The 15,919-nt window shown below is 70.4% G+C and carries 13 protein-coding genes; 7 read left to right on the forward strand and 6 right to left on the reverse strand.

The genetic code is table 11. The features are described 5' to 3' along the window. The first annotated feature begins 273 nt into the window (after window positions 1–273). Both AB0D57_RS15565 and AB0D57_RS15570 read left to right on the forward strand, forming a co-directional pair. Window positions 274–750, forward strand: a complete 477-nt coding sequence (locus AB0D57_RS15565; RefSeq protein WP_362071945.1) for an Lrp/AsnC family transcriptional regulator — start codon at window positions 274–276, stop codon at window positions 748–750. A gap of 38 nt (window positions 751–788) precedes the next feature. Further along, entirely contained in the window at window positions 789–1,484 is a 696-nt protein-coding gene (locus AB0D57_RS15570) for an HAD family phosphatase (RefSeq protein ID WP_362071947.1), read from the forward strand. 168 nt (window positions 1,485–1,652) lie between these two features. Here AB0D57_RS15570 and AB0D57_RS15575 read toward each other — a convergent pair whose 3' ends face one another. The 4 genes from AB0D57_RS15575 to AB0D57_RS15590 are packed head-to-tail and all read right to left on the reverse strand — an operon-like array spanning window position 1,653 to window position 6,487. Continuing rightward, the gene (locus tag AB0D57_RS15575) at window positions 1,653–2,810 is read right to left on the reverse strand and encodes an XdhC/CoxI family protein (protein WP_362071949.1); all 1,158 of its coding nucleotides are present in this window, start codon (window positions 2,808–2,810) and stop codon (window positions 1,653–1,655) included. After that, window positions 2,803–4,944, reverse strand: coding sequence for a xanthine dehydrogenase family protein molybdopterin-binding subunit (locus AB0D57_RS15580; protein WP_362071951.1), 2,142 nt, complete (start codon window positions 4,942–4,944; stop codon window positions 2,803–2,805). The genes AB0D57_RS15575 and AB0D57_RS15580 overlap by 8 nt, the downstream gene beginning before the upstream one ends. Beyond that, a complete protein-coding gene (locus AB0D57_RS15585; protein ID WP_362071953.1) occupies window positions 4,941–5,933 on the reverse strand; it encodes a xanthine dehydrogenase family protein subunit M in 993 nt (330 codons plus the stop codon). The genes AB0D57_RS15580 and AB0D57_RS15585 overlap by 4 nt, the downstream gene beginning before the upstream one ends. Next, complete coding sequence (locus tag AB0D57_RS15590; RefSeq protein WP_362071955.1) at window positions 5,930–6,487, reverse strand: 2Fe-2S iron-sulfur cluster-binding protein; 558 nt, start codon at window positions 6,485–6,487, stop codon at window positions 5,930–5,932. Before AB0D57_RS15590 ends, AB0D57_RS15585 begins: the two co-directional genes overlap by 4 nt. Before the next feature lie 295 nt (window positions 6,488–6,782). On the opposite strand from AB0D57_RS15590, the gene AB0D57_RS15595 reads away from it, so the two are divergent. Next, window positions 6,783–7,388: a TetR/AcrR family transcriptional regulator gene (locus tag AB0D57_RS15595; protein ID WP_362071957.1), complete on the forward strand. Its 606-nt coding sequence runs from the start codon at window positions 6,783–6,785 to the stop codon at window positions 7,386–7,388. 59 nt (window positions 7,389–7,447) lie between these two features. On the opposite strand, the gene AB0D57_RS15600 is transcribed toward AB0D57_RS15595, so the two are convergent. Together AB0D57_RS15600 and AB0D57_RS15605 are read right to left on the reverse strand one after the other, a co-directional pair. Beyond that, a complete protein-coding gene (locus tag AB0D57_RS15600) occupies window positions 7,448–9,124 on the reverse strand; it encodes a family 43 glycosylhydrolase (protein ID WP_362071959.1) in 1,677 nt (558 codons plus the stop codon). 587 nt (window positions 9,125–9,711) lie between these two features. Continuing rightward, window positions 9,712–11,076: an FAD-dependent oxidoreductase gene (locus AB0D57_RS15605; protein WP_362071961.1), complete on the reverse strand. Its 1,365-nt coding sequence runs from the start codon at window positions 11,074–11,076 to the stop codon at window positions 9,712–9,714. Between the two features lie 325 nt (window positions 11,077–11,401). On the opposite strand from AB0D57_RS15605, the gene AB0D57_RS15610 reads away from it, so the two are divergent. From AB0D57_RS15610 to AB0D57_RS15625, 4 genes are all read left to right on the forward strand, one after another. Continuing rightward, window positions 11,402–12,202: an N-acyl homoserine lactonase family protein gene (locus tag AB0D57_RS15610; RefSeq protein WP_362071963.1), complete on the forward strand. Its 801-nt coding sequence runs from the start codon at window positions 11,402–11,404 to the stop codon at window positions 12,200–12,202. A gap of 105 nt (window positions 12,203–12,307) precedes the next feature. Then, complete coding sequence (locus AB0D57_RS15615) at window positions 12,308–13,963, forward strand: ABC transporter substrate-binding protein (protein WP_362071965.1); 1,656 nt, start codon at window positions 12,308–12,310, stop codon at window positions 13,961–13,963. Then, entirely contained in the window at window positions 13,956–14,843 is an 888-nt protein-coding gene (locus AB0D57_RS15620) for an ABC transporter permease (protein WP_362071967.1), read from the forward strand. Before AB0D57_RS15615 ends, AB0D57_RS15620 begins: the two co-directional genes overlap by 8 nt. Continuing rightward, complete coding sequence (locus AB0D57_RS15625) at window positions 14,840–15,916, forward strand: ABC transporter permease (protein ID WP_362071969.1); 1,077 nt, start codon at window positions 14,840–14,842, stop codon at window positions 15,914–15,916. Before AB0D57_RS15620 ends, AB0D57_RS15625 begins: the two co-directional genes overlap by 4 nt. Window positions 15,917–15,919 lie beyond the last annotated feature (3 nt).

The following is a 15,919-nucleotide window of genomic DNA, read 5'->3' on the forward strand; positions in this document are numbered from 1 at the left end:
CATCACAGCACCCTCGGACCCACTGGCTCAAGTGGCGCCATGTTTACTGGACCATTGGCTCAGCGGTTCGACGGTGTGATCACCAGGTCGGAGCCAATGGACCACTGGAGTCACGTCGACGTCCCGAAATGCTGACCCAGCACCTGACCCCGACCGTCGTGGGTCCGGCCTTCCGCACCCACGCCGCGTGAACCGGCTCAGCGGTCTCGGGCCGGCCTGAGCCATTGGTACAGTCGCTGAAGATCACCTTGACGGCAGGGAGACCGACGAACCGTGGCCGTGGACGAGCTCGACACCCGCATCCTGCGGCTGCTCCTGGAGCAGCCCCGCACCAGCGTGCGCGAGTACGCCCGTACGCTCGGCGTCGCCCGCGGCACCCTGCAGGCCCGGCTCGACCGGCTGGAGCGGGACGGCGTGATCACCGGCTCCGGCCCTTCACTGTCCCCCGCGGCACTCGGCCACCCTGTCCTCGCCTTTGTGCACATCGAGGTCACGCAGGGCCATCTCGACGAGGTGGGCGACGCGCTCGCCGCCGTGCCGGAGATCATCGAGGCGTTCTCGATCACGGGCGGCGGCGATCTGCTCACGCGGGTCGTGGCGCGCGACAACGCACACCTGGAGGATGTGATCCAGGCGCTCATCAGCATGCCCGGCGTCGTACGCACCCGCACCGAGGTGGCGCTGCGTGAGCGCGTCCCGCATCGGGTGCTGCCGCTGGTGGAGTCGATCGGCCGCGCCTCGAAAGGGTGATCGACTGCGACCGGTAGCGCCTTGGCATCCTGGACCCCATGAGCACTCTCAAAAGCACCTCGGTCATCTTCGATCTCGACGGAACACTCGTGGACAGCGAGCCGAACTACTTCGAGGCCGGGCGTCTGACGCTCGCCGCGCAGGGCGTCAGGGACTTCACCTGGGACGACCACGAGCAGTACGTCGGCATCAGCACCCGGGAGACGCTCGCGCTCTGGAAGGAGCGTTACGGCTTGCGGGCCCCGCTCGACACCCTGCTGGCCGACAAGAACCGCCGCTATCTGGAACTGGCCCGCGCCTCCACGCGCGTGTACCCGCAGATGCGCAGGTTCGTGGAACTGCTGGCCGGTGAGGGCGTCCCGATGGCCGTGGCCTCGGGCTCCTCGCCCGCCGCCATCGAGGCGATCCTGACGGGCACGGGCCTGGCCGCCCACCTGCCGACCGTCGTCTCGGCCGACGAGGTCACGCACGGAAAGCCGGCCCCCGACGTCTTCCTGGAGGCGGCCCGCCGACTGGGCGCCGCCCCGGCGGACTGCGTGGTCCTCGAGGACGCCGCACCGGGCGCCGCCGCCGCGCACGCGGCCGGGATGCGCTGCATCGCGATCCCGTACGTCGCCGCGCAGGCCGATGACCCGGCGTTCGCCGACGCCGGGCTGCTGTTGCGCGGCGGCCAGGCCGAGTTCACGGCGCGCGTCGCGTACGACTGGCTCGCGAGCTCGGCCTCGGGGGCCTGAACTTCCCGGCGCGTCCCTCAAGAGATGCGGGGCACGACCAGGACCTGCCAGTCCGACACCCCGGGACCGAGCTCCGCCACCACGCCTCCCCGACCTCCCGGCCCGCGCCGACCGGCGGGTGACCGGCGGTATCACCAGAACGACCGTTCGGGATCCGTCGCGCAGAAGTCAGGCGGCCTCCCGCGTCCCGACCCCTTCGGTCCCCCGGCCACCCTTGTCACGGTGAATGGGTGTCCGGGAGCCGGTCAGCGGCGCACCCGTTCCACCCTCTCGCACCGCGACGATCTCCGCGGCGATGGACAGGGCGGTCTCCTCGGGCGTACGGGCACCGAGGTCGAGCCCGATCGGGGATCTGAGGCGGGCCAACTCCCGCTCGGTGAGCCCGACTTCGCGCAGTCGGCGGTCCCGGTCCCGGTGAGTGCGGTGCGAGCCCATGGCGCCGACGAACGCCACCGGCATCCGCAGAGCCACCTCCAGCAGCGGTACGTCGAACTTGGCGTCGTGGGTGAGCACGCACAGGACCGTGCGGTCGTCGGTCCCGGTGCGCCGGAGGTAGCGGTGCGGCCAGTCGACCACGATCTCGTCGGCTTCGGGGAAGCGGGCCCGGGTGGCGAAGACGGGGCGGGCGTCGCAGACGGTCACCTGGTAGCCGAGGAACTTGCCCACGCGTACCAGCGCCGTGGCGAAGTCGACGGCACCGAAGACGATCATGCGGGGCGGCGGCACGCTCGACTCGACGAACAGTGTCAGGCCCCCCGGGCAGCGCGCACCGTCCTCCGAGACGTCCACGGTGCCGGTGCGGCCCATGGCGAGCAGCGCGCGGGCCTCGTCCACCGCCACCCGGTCCAGGTCCGGGTGGCCGCCCAGGTCTCCTTCGTACGACCCGTCGGGGTGGACGAGCAGCGCCCTGCCGAGCAGTTCCACCGGACCTCGGGCCACCCGGGCGACGGCCGCCGCCGCTCCCCGGGACGCGGCCGACAGCGCCGCCGCGAACGTCGGCCGGCCCGGCGCGTTCGCGCCCACCGGCGTGACCAGGACCTCGATGACCCCGCCGCAGGTCAACCCCACCGCGAAGGCGTCCTCGTCGCTGTAGCCGAATCGTTCGAGCACCGTCCGGCCGTCCTCGAGTGCCTGGACGCAACGGTCGTACACAGCGCCTTCCACGCAACCGCCGGAGACCGAGCCGATGGCCGTGCCGCGGCTGTCGACCGCCAGGGCAGCCCCGGGACCGCGCGGCGCGCTGCCGCCGACGCTCACGACGGTGGCGACGGCGAAGTCCCGGCCCTCCTCGACCCACCGATGCAGCTCGTCGGCGATGTCAAGCATCCCGGTCTCCGTCCACGCCCGCGAGGTCCGTACCCGCGAGCAGCACGCGGTCGGGGCGGATCGGCAGGTTCCGGTGGCGTACGCCGGTCGCGTGCCAGACCGCGTTGGCGACCGCCGCCGCGGCTCCGACGACTCCGATCTCGCCGATGCCCTTGATGCCGACCGGGTCGTCCGGGTCCGGGTCGTCCACCCAGTCCGCCTCGATGTGCGGTACGTCGGCATGGGCGGCGAAGTGGTAACCGGCCAGGTCGGCGCCGACATGGCCACCCGTGGCCCGGTCCCTGACCGCCTCCTCGTGCAGCGCCATCGACAGGCCCCAGACCATCCCGCCGACGAACTGCCCGCGTGCGGTCAGCGGGTTGACGATCCGGCCCGCGGCGAAGATGCCGAGCATCCGCCGCACCCGCACCTCCCCGCTGGTGACATCCACGGCGACCTCGGCGAACTGCGCCCCGAAGGCGTGCCGTTCCTTCTGCGTCAGCGCGCCGACGGCCTGGGAGGTGTCCGACCGTGTGGTGATCCCCTCCGGCGCAATCGCGCCGCCCAGGGCGAGCCGCTCGCGTAGCTCACTTGCCGCGACCCTGATCGCCCAGCCCCAGGAACGGGTGCCCATCGAGCCGCCGGCGATCATCGCGAAGCCGAAGTCGCTGTCCGCGATCCGCATCCGGATCCGCTCCGGCTCCACCTCCAGCGCGTCCGCGGCAATCACGGTCAGCGCGGTCCGCGCCCCGGTCCCGATGTCCGCCGCGGTGATCCGTACGGTGAAGGTGCCGTCCGCCTCGGCCGTCACGGCCGCCGTGGACGGGGCGGACAGCGTCGGGAAGGTGGACGCGGCCGTACCGGTCCCCAGCAGCCAGCGCCCTTCGCGGCGGATGCCGGGACGCGGGTCGCGGTCCGCCCAGCCGAACCTGTCGGCCCCCTCCTGGAAGCACGCGAGCAGCTTGCGGCTGCTGAACGGCAGCCCGGAGACGGGCCCGACATCCGGTTCGTTGCGGGCACGCAGCGCGATCGGGTCGATGCCGCACTTCTCGGCGAGTTCGTCGAGCGCGGACTCCAGCGCGAAGGAACCCGGTGCCTCGCCCGGGGCGCGCATCCAGCTCGGGGTCGGCACGTCGAGCCGTACGACGCGGCTGACCGAGTGGTGTGCGTCGGCGGCGTACATCGCCCGCCCGTACTCGGCGCTCCGCTCGACGAACTCATGGACCGTCGAGGTGAGGCTGTCCGCCTGGTGGTCGAACGCGCGCAGTCGGCCGTCGGCGTCGGCACCGAGCCTGACCCGCTGGGCGGTGGGGCTTCGGTAGCCGACGAGCGAGAACATCTGACGGCGGGTCAGTACGACGCGTACGGGGCGCTGGAGGACCGTGGCCGCCATGGCGGCGAGGACCGAGTGGGGGCGGGTGGACTTCGATCCGAAGCCGCCACCGACGTGCTCGGAGCGCACCCGCACCGACTGCGGGTCGAGGGAGAAGAGGTTCGCGAGCTCGTCCGCCACGAACCGGCTGCCCTGGTTGGAGTCGACGACCTCCAGGCGGCCACCGTCCCAGCGCGCCATCGCGGCGTGCGGCTCCATCGGGCTGTGGTGCTCCTCCGGGGTGCTGTACCGCGCGTCCACGACGAAGGCGGAGGCGGCGAGTTCGGCCTCCAGATCCCCCTTCTGGACGGCGGGGGCGCTCTCCGTCGTGTAGCTGTCGGGGCGCCCGGGGTGGAACGCGACGTCGTGCGGCTCCGCGTCGTACTGGACGACGAGTGCCTCGGCGGCCTCCCGCGCCTGCTCGGGGGTTTCGGCGACGACCAGCGCCACCGGCCAGCCGGCGTACGGCACCCGGTCGTGCTGGAAGACCTGGGCGATCGGGTCGGGCTGCCCGATGGGATTCATGTAGTTCCCGTTCAGGCGCGGGGCGTTCTCGTGGTGCAGGACGGCGAGGACTCCGGGCATCGCGAGGACCGGGGCGGACTCGATCGCGCGGATGCGTCCGCGGGCCACGGTGGACAACACCAGCCAGCCGTGGGCGAGTTCGGGGTAGGGGACCTCGCCCGCGTAACGGGCCGCGCCGGTGACCTTCTCGCGGCCCTCCACCCGGGTGCGCGCCGTGCCGACGGCTTTCGTCACCGTGGTCGTTGTCGTGGAGGTCATCGGGCGGCCTCCGCTGCGAGTTCGGTCAGCGTCGCCACGACGAGATTGCGCATGAGGGGCACCTTGTATCCGTTGTGGGGCAGCGTCTTCGCGGCCGCCAGTTCGGCGTCCGCGGCGGCGGCGAAGGCCTCGGCGCTCGCCGGTCCCCCGGTCAGCTCCCGCTCGGCCGCCCGGGCCCGCCACGGCCGGGACGCCACCGCCCCGAAGGCGAGGCGCACTTCGCGCACGACACCGTCCTGGACGTCGAGCGCGGCGGCGATCGAGCCGATCGCGAACGCGTACGAGGCGCGCTCGCGCACCTTGCGGTAGCGGGAGTGGGCGGCGACCGGGGCGGCCGGCAGGGTGACGCCGGTGATCAGCGCGCCCGGCGGCAGGGCGGTCTCCGCATGGGGAGTGTCACCCACCGGCAGATAGAACTCCGCGAGCGGCAACTCGCCCGGACCGTCCACCGTTTCGTACCGCACCACGGCGTCGAAGGCGGTGAGTGCCACGGCCATGTCCGAGGGGTGCGTGGCCACGCAGTGCGCGGAGGCCCCGAGGACGGCGTGGTTGTGGTGTTCGCCCTCGACAGCGGGGCAACCGCTGCCGGGGACACGCTTGTTGCAGGGCTTCGCCAGGTCGGTGAAGTAGCCGCAGCGGGTGCGCTGGAGCAGGTTTCCGCCGACCGTGGCCATGTTGCGCAGCTGCCCGGAGGCACCGGCCAGGACGGCCTGTGTCAACGCCGGGTAGTGACGCCGGACTTCGGGATGGGCGGCGAGGTCGCTGTTGGTCACGGTCGCGCCGATCCGCAGCCCGCCGCCCTTCATGGACTCGACCCGGTCAAGGGGAAGTTCGCGTACGTCGACGAGGAGGGCGGGCCGCTCCACCCCGCTCTTCATCAGGTCGACGAGATTGGTACCGCCACCGAGACAGCGCGCGTCGGGGTCGGCGCCCAGCAGGGCGACCGCGCCGGACACGTCGACAGCGCGCTCGTAGCCGAACTCCCTCATGCCCCCGTCTCCTCAGCATCGGCCATCTGTGTCTGCGCCGCTTGCGCCACGGCCTGGACGATCGACACATACGCGCCACAGCGGCACAGGTTGCCGCTCATCCGCTCGCGGATCTCCTCGGCGGTGAGCGGTGGCGGTCCCGCTTCGGGCCGGACATCGTCGGTGACGGCGCTCGGCCAGCCCGCCGCGTGCTCCTCGATCACCCCGAGGGCCGAACAGATCTGCCCCGGTGTGCAGTAGCCGCACTGGTAGCCGTCGAGATCGAGGAAGGCCTGCTGGACGGGATGCAGCCGCTCACCGTCGGCCACGCCTTCGATGGTGGTGATCACGCGGCCCTCGGCGGCGACCGCGAGTTGCAGACAGGAGACGGCCCGGCGCCCGTCGAGCAGCACCGTGCAGGCGCCGCACTGGCCCTGATCACAGCCCTTCTTGGTACCGGTGAGATCGAGATGCTCGCGCAGCGCGTCGAGGAGGGTGGTGCGATGGTCGACGGGCAGCGTGTGCTTCTCGCCATTGATGTTCAGGGTGATGGCACTGGACGTCGATGGGGCCATGGTCAGCCTTCTTTCGCGTTTGCGGTGCGCGTCGAAGTCGAACGGGAGATGCGGCCTAAAAATCTGCACGGTGCGGGAGAATGCGGTCGGCGATCAGTTCCGGCCATCTACACGGAACGCCCCAACCGCTAGAGTGAGCTCTAAGCGGACAGCTGTCCGTTATCAATGAACCTAACGGACAGCTGTCCGCTTAGCAAGGGCGGCCCAGCCATGATTCCGACAGGAGCTCCACGGGATTCCGGCAGGAGCCTTCGGGTCCCGCAGGATTCCGGCCGTCGATCCGGATGGAGGACGAGTGCGGCAGAAGAAGGAAGCCCCCCTGCGCTCGGACGCACAACGCAATCGTGAGCGCATCCTCGAAGTGGCCCTGGTGGAACTGACACAAACGGCGGACATCCCGCTCAGCGTCATCGCGAAGAAGGCGGGCGTCGGACAGGGCACGTTCTACCGCAACTTCCCCAACCGCGAGGCGCTCGTCCTGGAGGTCTACCGCTACGAGATGCAGCAGGTCGCCGACACCGCGGCCCAACTGCTGGAGACCCGCGCGCCGGACCAGGCCCTGCGGGAGTGGATGGCCCGCCTCGCCCAGTACGCCATGGCCAAGGCGGGCCTGGCCGACGCGTTGCGCACGTCCACCACCGCCACCGCCGCGCGCGGCACCCTGACCGGACTGGGACACGGTCCGATCCAGTCGGCCGTCACGCTCCTGCTGAAGGCGAACGAGGAGGCGGGCACCATCCGCCCGGGATTCACCTCCGACGACTTCGTCCTCGCCATCGCCGGTCTGTGGCAGATCGACCCGCACGGCGACTGGCAGACCCGCGCCGCCCGACTCCTGGACCTCGTCATGGACGGGCTGCGCGCGGGCGCCCCGGGACCCGGTCCCGCCGGAGCGCGGTGAGGTTGTGTAAGCGCAGCTTGGGCATGGCTGTACCCCTTGGGTTTTCCTTGTCCCTGCTCTCACCCATGCGTCGAACTATGGACGACTGAATCGACGCTCTCCCGCGAGATGTAGCTGGCCTGATCGAAGTCCGCATGGTGGCCGTGACCGTTGAGATCCCACACCCACATGCCGACGAACGCGCCGGTGAAGCCGAGGGAGCGGATCTCGTCCCCGTCGAACTCCTCGGCGTTCTCGTCGGACAGCACGGTCGCGTCGAGCGGGGGACCGAAGGGCTGCCAGCCCGTGTCTGTGTGAAGGCGGAAACTCAGGACCGGTCCCTCGAAGTCCAGCCCGAGGCGCACGCGTGCGGCGTCTTCGACCACTGCCTGGTGTGCGGCGTCGACCGTGGTGCGGCCCCGGTCGCAGGTGGCCAGGCGGACCACGGCACTGCCGTCGTCGTCCGCGGTGACGTACAGGAAGTACCAGTTCCGGGTGTTGTAGTACGCCGTGATCCCGGCCAGGTGCTGAAATCCGCGCGGCTGGTACTCCATCACGGCCTCGAAGGAGCAGCGCGCGGCGGTCACTCTGCGGGCCACCAGGCTCGGGCCGACCAGACTCCGCGGCGAACGGCCTCCGCGCACCCGTAGATGCGAAGGACGCTCTGTCAGCGAGAGCCAGTCGGGCGACGCGGGGCGACGCAGGGTCGACCAGTGCGGGCCGAGCTCGCAGAGCTCGAAGCCGTCCTCGGCTCCTTCGGGTTCGTGAGCATCCCGTCCCGTGTCCTCCGGCCACTGCCCATCCTCTGCCGCGGGGGCCAGGTCCGGGCCGGGTACGTGCAGTTGGGGCAGGCCGGTTTCGATGCGCGGCCAGCCGTCGCGCGTCCAGGTCACGGGAGCCAGCGCGGTCTCCCGGCCCAGCACGCAGGGACCGTGTGTGCCGATGGGCCGGGCGGCGAGGTAGGCGAGGTACCACTGGCCGGATGCCGTCCGTACGAGACTGCCGTGTCCGGCCTTCTGCAGGGGCAGTGCGGGGTGGTCGAGCGCGGTGAGCAGCGGACCGTGCGGGTCGCGTTCGTAGGGCCCGGCCAGTGAACGGGAGCGGGCCACCGTGACCTGGTGCTGGTATCCCGTGCCGCCGTCCGCGGTGATCAGGTAGTACCACGATCCACGGCGGTAGAGGTTGGGGCCCTCGATCCAGCCGGCCCCGGGCGCCAGCGCGATGGTGACGGGCTCACCGACCAGGCGGCGGGCGGTGCGGTCGTAGCGGGTGGCTTCCAGCCCGGCCGAGCCTCCGTGTCCGGGGCGCCAGTCGTGGACCAGGTTGAGCAGCCAGCTGTCGGCACCGTCGTGGAAGAGGGAGGCGTCGAACCCGCGTGAGTGCAGCAGGACCGGTTCGGACCACGGCCCGTCGATCGAGGGCGCGGTCACCAGGTGGTTGGGGCAGTCGGTGAAGCCGCCGGCGTACGTCGACACGTTGGCGTAGACGAGGTGGAACAGGCCGTCGGCATGGCTCAGGTTCGGGGCCCAGACACCGCCCGAGTCCGGACAGCCCGTCAGGTCCAGCAGTGCGCCGCTGTCGAGCGCGCCGCCCAACGGCCGCCAGTGCACCAGGTCCCGGGAGGTGTGCAGCCGGACGCCCGGGTACCACTCGAACGTCGAGGTGGCCAGATAGAAGTCATGGTCGACGCGCAGCACTGACGGATCCGGATGTGATCCCGGCAGGACCGGGTTGCGGATGACAGGGGTGTGGTTCACCTGCGTACGTCATCTCCCTCGTGAGCGATCCGCCCGGCGCCCGGTTGTGGGCGGCGGGTGCAAGGCCGAGCGCGTCGACGCGCTCGGCCCACGCGTCGACGTCCACAAGGTAATCGACCTTGGTCCGGAAGATCGCCGCCGAGCCGATGGTGTAACCCGCTACACCATCGGTTCGGGGGTGCGCTCTCTCGTGGCGGCGAGCCGGCGCCGGGATCGTCGATCCCGGAAGACCGGGGCCACCGACAGCGGAGGCGGCCCCGCCGCGCCGGACCCGTGGGGACGGGGAACGGCGCCGTCCCGGACCCGGCGGCCCCACTCCCCCATGCGGTCCTGCGTACGCTCAAAGGCTCGTGACGCCTGCTCCGGTTCGTGACGCCTGCCCCGGGGAGGAGTCTGGGGGGCTAGGGCCTGTCCGGCGGATCAGGTCGCAGGGAAGCAACGGCGCCTGATAGCCCAGGTGAGCGGGGTCTGGTGCGTCCAGCTGCAAGGCGGAGGAGGGCGACGACGCGGAGCGTCGGCAACCGACGACAACGCCGCAGATGGGCGCACCAGACCCCGCGTCTGCGACCTGATCCGCCGGACAGGCCCTAGGCGCCGCTTGCCTTGAGCATGTCCTCACGCTCGACGAGCTTCACCCGCTCGCGGCCCTGGGGTTCGCCCAGCGCCTTCTCCGCCGCGTCCAGCCGGTACCAGCCGTCCCATGTGGTGAAGCGGACGTTCCGCTCGCTGAGGAACGCGTCCACGGCCTCCGGGTCGGGCGAGGTGGGGGTGTGCAGACGGCTGTTCGCGTGGTCGTCCAACAGGTTGGCGACCGTCTCGTTGGCGTCGCCCTTGGTGTGGCCGATCAGACCCACCGGTCCGCGCCGGATCCAGCCGGTGACGTACGTGGACTGCAGGTGCTCGCCGGTCTCCTCGATCACCCGGCCGCCCTTGTCGGGGACCGTGCCCGACTCGACGTCCCAGGGCAGCTTGGGAAGCTTGTCGGACAGGTAACCGACGGCGCGGTACACGGCGCCGAAGTCCCAGTCCTTGAACTCGCCGGTGCCCTTGACGTTGCCGGTGCCGTCGAGGGCGGTGCGCTCGGTGCGCAGGCCGACGACCTTGCCGTCCTCGCCGAGGATCTCGTTCGGCGACTCGAAGAAGTGCAGGAACAGCTTGTGCGGACGGTTGCCGACGTCGCGGATGGCCCAGTTCTCCAGGGTCTTGGCGACCATGTCGGTCTGCTTCTCGCCGCGCCGGGCCGCGATCGAGCCCTCGTCGTAGTCGATGTCCTCGGGGTCGACGATGACCTCGATGTTCGGGGAGTGGTCCAGCTCCCGCAGCTCCATCGGGCTGAACTTCGCCTGCGCCGGGCCACGGCGGCCGAAGACGTGGACCTCCAGCGCCTTGTTGGCCTTGAGGCCGTCGTAGACGTTCGGCGGGATCTCCGTCGGCAGCAACTCGTCCGCGGTCTTGGCCAGGATGCGTGCCACGTCGAGGGCGACATTGCCGACGCCGAGGACGGCCACCTTCTCCGCTTCGAGCGGCCAGGTGCGCGGCACGTCCGGGTGCCCGTCGTACCAGGAGACGAAGTCCGCCGCGCCGTAGGAGCCGTCGAGGTCGATGCCGGGTATGTCGAGCGCCCGGTCGGCCGTCGCGCCCGTGGAGAAGATCACCGCGTCGTAGAAGGCACGCAGGTCGTCCAGGTTGATGTCGCCCGGGTAGTCGACGTTGCCGAAGAGGCGGACCTGAGGCTTGTCGAGCACCTGGTTCAGGGCCTTGACGATGCCCTTGATCCGCGGGTGGTCGGGGGCGACGCCGTAGCGGATCAGGCCGAACGGGGCCGGCATCCGCTCGAAGAGGTCGATGGACACACCGGGCTCGATGGCCACTGCGGACTTCAGCAGCGCGTCGGCGGCGTAGATTCCGGCGGGGCCGGCTCCGACAATGGCTACCCGCAGAGGGCGAGGCATGATCAGGTTCCCTTCGAGGGGCGACAGGGGGACTCGCCCGGAAGCCTAAACTAAGGCAAACCTAAGTCGGTAGGCGGGGTCGATCTATGACCTCATAAGGCCGACTTATGAGTCGAACGGGCCGGACGACGTCGACGTCGATCTCGTGCCCGACAGTGCCTGTTGGGCCGAGACCGTGTCCACTTCCGCGATCCGCAGCTTGTTTACTTCCCTGCAACCACTTATTGGATCCAAATACCTAGACTGTGGATCCTCGAAGGCCGACTCTCCGGAAAGGTCCCGATCAGACCATGCCCATGCGCCTGCGCCCCCATCCGGACCACTCGTGACACGGCGCGGCGTGCGGCGGATCGTGCCGCTGCTGCTCGGCTGGGAGGAACTCCCCAAGTCGGTCTCCGTGCACGGCGCCCCGTACGAGGAGCGGCTGCGCGAACCGGTACCCGCGGTTCTCCTGGAGTGCGACGGCGGCTGGGTGCTGCTCGACACCGGCTTCAACACGGCACTGATCAGGGACCCTTCGCTGCGACGCCGCTTCTACGGTTCCCCTGCCTACCGGCCCGTCCTGCCGGGCCCCGGCGAGCCGCTGGAAGAAGCCCTCGACGCGGCCGACGTCGCGATGGACGCGATCCAGGCGGTGGCCGTCAGCCATCTGCACGCGGACCACGCGGGCGGGCTGAAGCACTTCGCGGGCCGGGTGCCGGTGCATGTGCAGCGTGCGGAGCTTGCTTACGGCCTCTCGGGGCGACCGGAGGTGGAGCGCAACTCGATCTTCCGGGTCGACTTCGACGATCCCCGCATCGACTGGCGCCAGGCCGAGGGCGATGTGGAGATCGCCCCCGGGGTGACGGCCGTACTGACCGCCGGACACACCCCGGGACACCAGAGCTTCGTAGTGGACCTCGCGGACGGCGGCGGCTTCGTGTTCGCGTTCGACGCCGCCGACCTCACCGAGAACATCGAGCACGAGCGACCCATCGGTGCCTTCATCGGGGTCGATGCGGAGCAGACCGTACAGAACATCCGTCGACTCAAGCGCATCGCCGCCGAGCGCGGATACGAACTGATCCCCGGTCATGACCCTGTTGTCTGGCCCAAGTTGATGCAGCGCCGGTTCACACGCCTTTAACTCCCGGGACACGAGGACGATTTCGTTACCGCTGAGCATATTTTTGGATCCAATCCAGCACACATTAGATCCATTATCCGAGGATCGGTGCCCAAGGAGGCCCACATGCCGGACCAGTCCCCTGGATCGCTCCCGCCCGGCTCCACCCCGTCCGAGGTCTCGCGCCGCACCATGCTCCGGGGCGCCGGGCTCCTCGGAGTGGGAGTCGGCTTCGGGCTCCCCACCCTGCTGAGCGCCTGCGGCGCCGCGGCCGACGACGCCCGGGGAAGCGGCGCGGGCGGCACCCTGACCCTCGCCGTCGACGCCACCAGCGCCGTCAACGACCCGGCCTTCTACACCTCGCTGGGCGACTGGATGGCCGTCGACTGCATCTGCCGTGGACTGACCTTCATCTCCTTCGACACCAACGAGCCCACGCCCGACCTCGCCGAGAGCTGGAAAATCTCCGACGACCTGCTGACCTACACCTTCACCCTGCGCGAAGGCGTCAAGTTCCACGACGGCACGACCCTGACCTCCGCCGACGTCCTGGCGAGCCTCGGCCGGCAGTTCGACCCCGAGGACAAGACCCTCCCCAAGGGCGGCACCCGGCCGCTGGCGAGCCTCGGCACGAACGTCGCCTCGCTGACCGCCGAGGACGACCTCACCGTGAAGATGGTCCTCAAGCAGCCCGACCGGACCGTGCTCGGCCGACTGTCCGACATCGGCGGCCGCATCATCTCCAAGGCCGCCCTGGAGAAGTACGGCGCCGACATCGGCAAGCACCTCGTCGGCACCGGCCCTTTCGCCTTCTCCTCCGCCACCTCCGGCCAGGCCATCACCCTGGAGGCCTTCGACGGCTTCCGGCTCGGCAGACCACCCATCGACCGGCTGGTGCTGCGTCAGGTCCAGGACCCGTCGGCCATCGTCAGCTCGCTGCTCAGCGGCGACGTGTCGGCGACCCAGTTCACGCCGTACTCCGCGGCCGACCAGCTGCGGGGCGACGACTCGGTCACCGTCTACGACACCCCGCACAACGCCGACGCGATCATGATGATCGACGCCCGGCGCATCCCCGAGCTCAAGGTGCGCAAGGCCATCAACCTCGCTGTCGACCGCAAGGCCATCCTCAGCCAGGCGTTCTTCGGCATGGGCAGCGAGCCGAAGGGCTACACCATCCCGCCCGCCCAGAACGGCTACGACACCGCGCTCGCCGACCTCAGCACCCAGAACGCCGCCCAGGCGAAGCGGCTCGTCGCCGAGGCCGGTGCCGAAGGCCGCACGATCCGGATCATGGCGGCCAGTGACTCGTGGCACCCGAAGGCCGCACAGATCATCGCCCAGAACCTGACCGACGTCGGATTCAAGGTGAAGACCACCTCCGTCGACCCGGCCACGTACTTCAGCCGCCTCCTCGACCCGGACGACGAGTACCACGACCTGATGATCTGGGAACGCAACACGTACGTCCCCGACGCCAACGACATGGTCGGCGCCATGGCCGGCCCCACCGGCATCTACGGCTCCAAGATCACCGGCATGGACACCCTCGACGGCGTCGACTCGCTCGCGGACGACCTGTTCGCGGCCAAGAACCTCCCGGACGGCAAGAAGCGCACCGCCGCCTACACCAAGATCCAGCGGCGCTGGGCGGAGGAGTACATGGTGCTGTCGATGCTGGCCTGCTTCACCAACCTCGTCGTCAGTGGCTCGCAGGTGAAGGACATGAACACCAGCGCGCTGGCCAACCACCGGTGTTACATGGAGAAGGCCAGTGTCTGACGCGACGTTCGCGGCAGGCGCCACAGGCGCGGGCCGGTCGTCCGTCAGGGTCGCCCTGCACCGCCGTCGGCTCGCCCGGTCCTGGCCGGCCGTGCTGTCCTGGCTCGTCCTGGCCGCCGTACTCCTCGTCGCCGCCGTCGGCCCCCTCCTCGTCCAGTCCGACCCGCTGCGCCAGACCCCGTCGGCGCTGTTGCCGTTCGGCTCCCCGGGTCATCCGCTCGGCACGGACGACCTGGGCCGCGACGAGCTGGCCCGGCTGGTGCACGGGGCGCGCCCCCTGCTGCTGGTGTCGTTCGCGGCGACCGCGCTGGCCGCCGTCGTGGGCACCGCAATCGGGCTCGTCGCCGGGTATGCGGGCGGTGTCGTCGAGCAGGCCCTGATGCGGCTCGTGGACCTGGCCCTGGCCTTCCCCTCCATCCTGCTCGTCATCCTGCTGGTGGCGGCCGCCGGGCCCGGCACGGTCAGCCTGATCGTCGGCATCGGCGTCTCCCTCGCGCCCGGCCTGGCACGGCTGGCCCGCGCGCTGACGGCGCGTGAAGCGGCCCGCGACTACGTCGTCGCCTGTCGGCTGGGCGGCACGCGCACCGCGCGCATCCTCGTGCGGGAACTGCTGCCGAACATCGCCGGACCGATGCTCGCCCAGGTCGTCATGACGCTGTCGATCGCGGCCGGCTTCGCCGCCGGACTGTCCTACATCGGCCTGGGCATCCAACCGCCGACGCCCGACTGGGGATACATGGTCCAAGCGGGACAGGAGTTCCTCTACTCGGCGCCCCGGTTGGTCGTCCTGCCCGCGACGCTCACCCTGCTGTTCGTCGTCGCCTGCAACTTCGTGGGCGACGACCTGCGCGACGCGCTCGATCCGCGGGGGACGGCATGAGTACGTCCACCGGCGCACCCCCGATTCAACTGCCGAAGTGGGCCACGGACACCGCCCTGTTGGTGGTACGGCGACTCGCGGTCATCCCCGTCGTGTTGTTCGCACTGGCCACCCTGGTGTTCCTCGCGATACGCCTGCTGCCCGGCTCACCCGCGACCTCGCTCTCGGCGGGCGGCGGCGACCTGTCCGCCGTCGAGGTGTCCGCGAACGAGGAACGCGTCACCAAGGCACTCGGGCTGGACCAGCCACTGCTCACGCAGTACGGCGATTTCCTGAACGACCTCGTCCATCTACGGCTGGGGGACTCGTTCTTCGGTTCCAACAGCGTGCTCGGCCTGCTCGGGGACGCTCTCCCAGCGACGATCGAGCTGACCCTCGCGGCGATGACGATCGCGGTCCTGCTCGGAGTCGCCACCGGGGTGAACGCCGCACTGCGCAAGGGCAGTTGGATCGACACCTCGACCCGGGTCGTGGCCACGGTGAGCTTCTCGCTGCCCTGGTTCGCGCTCGGTGTGCTCGCCATCGTCGTGTTCGGCGTGTGGCTGCGCTGGCTGCCGGTCCTTGGCCGACTGCCCAGCTCGCTCGACTACCACCCGACCACCAACTTCGTCCTGCTGGACGCGATCCTGCAGAACCGCCCCGAGCTGGTGTGGCCCTGGATCGAGCACCTGATCCTGCCCGCCGTCACGCTGGCGCTGTCGATGGCCGGGTTCATCACCCGCATCGTGCGCGCCTCGGTCCTGGAGGTGCTCGGCGACGACTTCGTACGCACCGCGCGTATGAAGGGCCTCGGCGAAGGAGCGGTGATCCGTCGTCATGTGCTGCGCAACGCCTGGCTGCCCATCGTGACGGTGCTGGGGCTCCAGTTCGGCTCCCTGCTGGGCGGCTCGGTGATCACCGAGACGGTCTTCTCGTACGCGGGCGTCGGCCGGCTGCTGGTGCAGGGCGTCCTCCAGCGCGACTACCCCGTCGTACAGGGCGCCGCTCTCGCCATCGCCCTCCTGTTCACCCTGGTCAACCACGCGGTGGACCTGCTCTACACGGTCCTCGACCCGCGCATACGGAAAGGATGAGCC

The sequence above is a fragment of the Streptomyces sp. NPDC048275 genome, from assembly GCF_040652275.1.
Taxonomy (GTDB): Bacteria; Actinomycetota; Actinomycetes; order Streptomycetales; family Streptomycetaceae; genus Streptomyces.

Excerpts from the sequence above, each read along its gene's own strand:
- AB0D57_RS15605 (WP_362071961.1), bottom strand. The coding sequence starts at position 11,076 with ATGCCTCGCCCTCTGCGGGTAGCCATTGTCGGAGCCGGCCCCGCCGGA.
- AB0D57_RS15615 (WP_362071965.1), top strand. The coding sequence starts at position 12,308 with ATGCCGGACCAGTCCCCTGGATCGCTCCCGCCCGGCTCCACCCCGTCC.
- AB0D57_RS15580 (WP_362071951.1), bottom strand. The coding sequence starts at position 4,944 with ATGACCTCCACGACAACGACCACGGTGACGAAAGCCGTCGGCACGGCG.
- AB0D57_RS15625 (WP_362071969.1), top strand. The coding sequence starts at position 14,840 with ATGAGTACGTCCACCGGCGCACCCCCGATTCAACTGCCGAAGTGGGCC.
- AB0D57_RS15570 (WP_362071947.1), top strand. The coding sequence starts at position 789 with ATGAGCACTCTCAAAAGCACCTCGGTCATCTTCGATCTCGACGGAACA.
- AB0D57_RS15585 (WP_362071953.1), bottom strand. The coding sequence starts at position 5,933 with ATGAGGGAGTTCGGCTACGAGCGCGCTGTCGACGTGTCCGGCGCGGTC.
- AB0D57_RS15590 (WP_362071955.1), bottom strand. The coding sequence starts at position 6,487 with ATGGCCCCATCGACGTCCAGTGCCATCACCCTGAACATCAATGGCGAG.
- AB0D57_RS15575 (WP_362071949.1), bottom strand. The coding sequence starts at position 2,810 with ATGCTTGACATCGCCGACGAGCTGCATCGGTGGGTCGAGGAGGGCCGG.